This window comes from Megasphaera sp. UBA4382, assembly GCF_002391155.1.
Taxonomy (GTDB): Bacteria; Bacillota; Negativicutes; order Veillonellales; family Megasphaeraceae; genus Megasphaera; species Megasphaera hexanoica.
This window is the reverse complement of sequence record NZ_DGRS01000053.1, coordinates 1-5,179: the sequence shown is the minus strand read 5'-3', so window position 1 is coordinate 5,179 and position 5,179 is coordinate 1. Positions and strand designations below refer to the sequence as shown.

5 protein-coding genes and 1 pseudogene are annotated in these 5,179 nt (G+C 51.7%); all 6 read left to right on the top strand.

From position 1 onward, the window contains the following. The coding region (mreC, locus tag B4H10_RS06340) for a rod shape-determining protein MreC (protein WP_292018455.1) at positions 1–338 on the top strand (338 nt) is incomplete at its 5' end. Then, entirely contained in the window at positions 335–841 is a 507-nt protein-coding gene (gene mreD, locus B4H10_RS06335; protein ID WP_292018454.1) for a rod shape-determining protein MreD, read from the top strand. The genes mreC and mreD, both read left to right, overlap by 4 nt. Positions 842–869: 28 nt before the next feature. Next, entirely contained in the window at positions 870–2,705 is a 1,836-nt protein-coding gene (gene mrdA / locus B4H10_RS06330) for a penicillin-binding protein 2 (RefSeq protein WP_292018453.1), read from the top strand. A gap of 21 nt (positions 2,706–2,726) precedes the next feature. Next, the gene (locus B4H10_RS06325) at positions 2,727–3,800 is read left to right on the top strand and encodes an AAA family ATPase (RefSeq protein WP_292018452.1); all 1,074 of its coding nucleotides are present in this window, start codon (positions 2,727–2,729) and stop codon (positions 3,798–3,800) included. Positions 3,801–3,812: 12 nt separating this feature from the next. Next, positions 3,813–4,913, top strand: coding sequence for a rod shape-determining protein RodA (gene rodA / locus B4H10_RS06320; RefSeq protein ID WP_059075899.1), 1,101 nt, complete (start codon positions 3,813–3,815; stop codon positions 4,911–4,913). A gap of 31 nt (positions 4,914–4,944) precedes the next feature. Beyond that, positions 4,945–5,179: pseudogene (locus tag B4H10_RS06315) on the top strand (B12-binding domain-containing radical SAM protein); the annotation flags it as partial.

Here is a 5,179-nt window from a genome sequence, read left to right as displayed (position 1 = left end):
GCGGGAATGGCAACGTCCCGACAGAACCACAGTTTGTCAATATTGCCAAAGACGCTGACATTCTCGAAGGCGATACGCTCGTAACGTCCGGTTTCGGATCCATTTATCCAAAGGGATTGTATATTGGCACCATCGTGTCCATTCACCAGGATGACAATGATTTCGTCAAATATGCCGTCATCCGTCCCGGCGTCGATTTTTCGAAACTGGAAGAGGTGTTTGTCATTACTCATTCGACAGACAATTCCTCTTATGAAAAACCCAATGTTTCACCGAAGCTCGTGCCGCAGACACAACGCGATAAAGTAGAAGGAGTCAAAGGAGCTGCTACACTATGAGAAAATTAGCCTGTCTGGTTACGGCCTTCGTCGTATTCATACTGCAGGGATCGGTGCTTCCCTTCCTTTTCGGCGGCGTGACCCAGCCCAATCTGATTTTTCTATTTGTGGTGCTCATGTCGCTCCATCACGGAAAAAAAGTGGCAATCTATACGGCGCTCTTAGGCGGATTTGCCCAGGATGTCGTCCTTGGCAATTTCTTTGGCATCCACTTGCTGCCGTATCTGATCATCGCCTGCATAGCCAGCTACATCGGCCAGTACATAGAAGAAGAACAATGGCTGCTTACCTTGCTGGTTGTGCTGGCAGCGACTTTCCTGGACCTGGTCCTGACCTGCCTTGTCCTGCTCGTTTCCGGGCAGTATATCAATATCATCGCATATCTTGTTGAATTCAGTGTGCCCATGCTTATCTATCACGGAATCCTGGCGCTGCCGGTGGACCATCTGGTCTGGAAGCTGCGCCGTAAGGAAATGTATTATAGTTTTGCCGATTTCCGCTGACAGGCCTGAAGCACGAGGAGTGTAATACATGCTAGAAGCTTTAATGAAAAAAAAGAACCAGGACGGGCGGTTCCGCTATCTGTACTGGATTGTCATTTTTATCTTTGCGGCCCTGATCTGCCGACTAGTGTACCTGCAGTTGTTTGAAGGCAGCTATTATCATGGACTGGCAGACGGCAACCGCCTGCGGGCTATCCCCATAGCCGCCATGCGTGGTGTCATGTATGACCGCAATGGTCAGATCCTCGTCGGTTCCCGACCCAGTTTCATGGTTACTTACGTCCCGACAAAAAAGGGAATATCGGACACTGAACTGGATTCTCTGTCCAAACTGCTCAATGTTCCCAAAGATAAGCTGCAGGAAAAGATTGCCAAGGGGAAAAACTCCTTTGAACCGACAATCCTGGCCCAGGACCTGACACAGGATATCGTCACCCGGGTGGAAGAACGGCGCAATGACCTGCCGGGCGTATCTGTCGATGTCCAGCCAATCCGCTATTATCCGTACAATTCCATGGCGGCGCAGGTATTCGGCTATGTCGGACAGATCGACGAAGAAGATATGAAACGGCTCAAGGGACAGGAAGGCGTTTCCAGCATCACCCAGATTGGCCGGGCCGGTCTGGAAGCGTACTATGATGACCTGCTGCGCGGCAAGGATGGCGGCCGTCAGGTCGAGGTCGATGCCAGCGGTACGCCGGTCAAGGAAATGGAACGCAAAAACCCTGTACCGGGGCATAATTTTCATCTGACTATTGATCTCAATTTACAGAAAGCAACAGAAGATGCCCTGGACCGGCAGGTTGCCAACGGTATCGGTACTCATGGGATTGCCGCCGTGGCTATCGACCCCAATACGGGGGCTGTCCTGGCTATGGCCAGCCGTCCCTCCTATAATCCGAACTGGTTTACCCGGGGGATTACCGAAAAGGAATGGGCCCAGATCAATAATAATCCGGCTCATCCCATGGAAAACCGTGTCATCGCCGGCGAATATCCTCCCGGTTCAACCTTCAAACTGATTACCGGTACGGCCGCTCTGGAATTGAAGAAGGTCACGCCTGATGAATTGATTTTCGATAGTGGCCGTCACTGGCTGGTCGATATGCGCAACGCCGGCGGCGAAGCGCTGGGCTGGCTGAATTTTACGGAAGCACTGGCCAAATCGGATAACGTCTATTTCTATGAATTAGGGCGTCGTGTCGGCATCGATAAACTGGCCGAATATGCTAGCATGTTCGGCATGGGTAAAAAAACGGGTATTGCCCTGCGCGGTGAAGCGACAGGGCTGGTTGCCAGTGAAGAATATAAGAAGAAGAATTTCAATCAGGACTGGTATCTCGGCGATACATTCAACTCGGCAATCGGACAGGGGTTCCAGCTGGTTACCCCCCTGCAGGCTGCCATGATTGTCAGTGAAGTCGCCAATGGCGGCATCCAGTACAAACCATTCCTGGTCAGCCGCATCGACAATCTCGATGGCACGCCCTATAAGATTTTTGCACCTGAACAGGTGGGAACGCTGCCTGTTTCCAAATCCACCCTGGACCTGGTCCGGGAAGGGATGCGCAACGTTGCGGAAGAATCGGGGACAGCCGGTTCCTTGTTTGCCGGATTCCCCATCCAGGTAGCCGGCAAGACCGGGACGGCAGAAAATTTTGGCGGTGCCGATCATGCCTGGTTTGTCGCCTATGCCCCCTTTGATCATCCCCGCATCGTCATAGCCGTCCTGACGGAACAAGGCGGTTTTGGTGCTCTGGCTTCCGGCCCGGTCGCCAAGAGCATGCTGGAAGAATTTTTCCAGGTAGGCGCTTATGCTGATGGCAAGAGCCCTGCTCATGATGGGAAAGATAAAAAGAATTGATAGAGAAAGGAGCTATTTCCCATGTCCTATATAATCGCTGTTGCCTCAGGTAAAGGCGGCGTCGGCAAGACTCTGGTCACGGCCGCTCTGGCTGTCTCATTAGCCAAAAAGGGATATACGGTGCTGGCAGCCGATGCTGATATGGGTCTGCGTGACCTCGATTTGCTTTTTGGCGTACAGGATGAGGTCCTGTATGATGCCGTCGATGTCATGAAGCAGCGCTGCAAAGCAGAAGACGCTATTATACCGGTCATGCCGCACCTTGATTTCCTGGCGGCCAGTCAGAAACATACATGGGAAAAAGTAGATGCCCCGACCTTTCAATATACATTGGAGTCACTGGCTCCGGATTATGACTATATCCTCATTGATTGTCCGCCAGGGCGCGGGAAAGCTTACAAATATGCCGTAGCGATCGCCGACAAAATCCTCTTTGTCGTCGAACCGTCCTGGTCTTCCATCCGTGATGCATCCCGGGTCATGCAGTTCTGTAATAAGCATAAACAGTTCCATTATGCGGCGCTGCTCAATAATTTTTACGGCCATTCCGATGGTTTTGTCTCTGCTGATGAAGCATTGGAATCATTGCCGGCAGAGCATGTTGCCGGTATCCTTCCCCATGACCGTGCAATCAACCGGCTGGCCCAGGAAGGGGATATGATCCATATGGATGAAAGCCTTCCTTTTTACCAGGCCATGGAGCGGACCACAGCCTATCTTACGGAAAACGAACCTGTCCCTGTCGCGGAGCTCATAGCCGGCCTGCCTCATGAAGAAAAGGCAATGCCTGCAGCAGGGGAAGGGAAGACAGGAGAAATTGCAATATGCGGTGAGAGCACAGGCGTGGACGAAGCTATTCCTGCCGGCGCAGTGGAAGAACTGGCAAAGGCCGCGGCCCACGTTATCCCCGGGTGCAGAAACATGGCGGATGGACTGGAAACAGTCCCGCAGGAACAGGAGAATGGGGCTTCTGAAAACGGCGGTCCCGGGACAGAGACGATCAGTGACGAGAATCAGCCTGTCCCTTCCCCGATGCGCATATCATTGAAGCAGCGGCGCAGCCAGTCCCGCATGTGGCGTCAGTACCGCCGATAGGAGTCAGTAAGAATGTTTAAAAGAGAATGGAAAAATTTAGATAAAGTCATGTTATTTTCGACAATCCTGATTGTCTGCTGCAGTCTGTGTATCATTGGCAGTGCAACTCACATAAACAAAGGGGTCATCAATTACGATTTCGTGGCCAAGCAGGGCGGGGCATTCGTGCTGAATCTCCTGATAGTCCTGTTTTTTAGCCGCTTTGATTACACACGGCTGAAGCTTTTTGCCAAGCCTCTCTATGTGCTGAATCTGCTCATCCTGCTGGCGGTCATGTTCGTCGGTACATCGGCCCTGGGGGCGCAGCGCTGGATCCAGGTCGGCCCGATTACCATCCAGCCGTCGGAATTTTCCAAGCTGATTATGATCATCTGCACGGCAGCCTTGTTATCCAATAAAGTAGATAAACTGAATTCTTTTAAAAGCCTGCTTCCTATCGGTCTATTTGTCGGGATTCCCTTCCTGCTGGTACTGAAACAGCCAGACCTGGGGACCAGCCTGGTATTTCTGGCTATTACTTTTGGCATGCTCTTTGTTTCCAATGTCAAAATGTCCCTGCTGCGGAATATATTTGCCGCCGGCGTCGTTCTGGCGCCGATAGGATGGCATTTCATGAAAGATTACCAGAAGTCCCGTATTCTCGTATTCCTCGATCCCAATGCCGATCCGTTTGGTGCCGGATATCATATCATCCAGTCCAAAATCGCCATTGGTTCCGGTGAATTATTTGGCAAAGGCCTCTTCCAGGGGACCCAGAGCCAGCTGAATTTCCTGCCGGAAAACCACACGGACTTTATCTTTTCAGTCATTGGGGAAGAACTGGGCTTTATGGGCTGTATCGTCATTTTATTCTTATATTTCCTGCTCGTCTACCGGGGACTTGTCACGGCTAAAGAGTGCAAAGACCCCTTTGGCATGCTTCTGGCAACGGGGATTGTTTCCATGTGGGCCTTCCAGATACTGGTCAATGTAGGTATGACCTGCGGTATCATGCCTGTCACGGGGATTCCGCTGCCATTCATGAGTTATGGTGTCAGTGCCCTGACGACGAACATGCTGGCTATGGGCCTGTTGATGAGTATTTACATGCGGCAGCAGACGATGATTTTCTGATGCCGGTCTGCACCTGATAGGAGGTTTCTCTTTGTCACGAACTGTTGTAATCGATCCTGTCCTGCTGAGCAAAGTCAGTAAACCCGCCCGCTACGTGGGAGGAGAATGGAATAGTGTCGTAAAAAATCATGAAGACGTCAAACTGACGGTAGCCTATTGTTTCCCCGATGTGTATGAAGTGGCCATGAGCCATCTGGGACTGCGCATCCTCTATGCCCTGCTCAACGAACGGCAGGACGTGGCGGCTGAACGGGTCTATGCCCCCT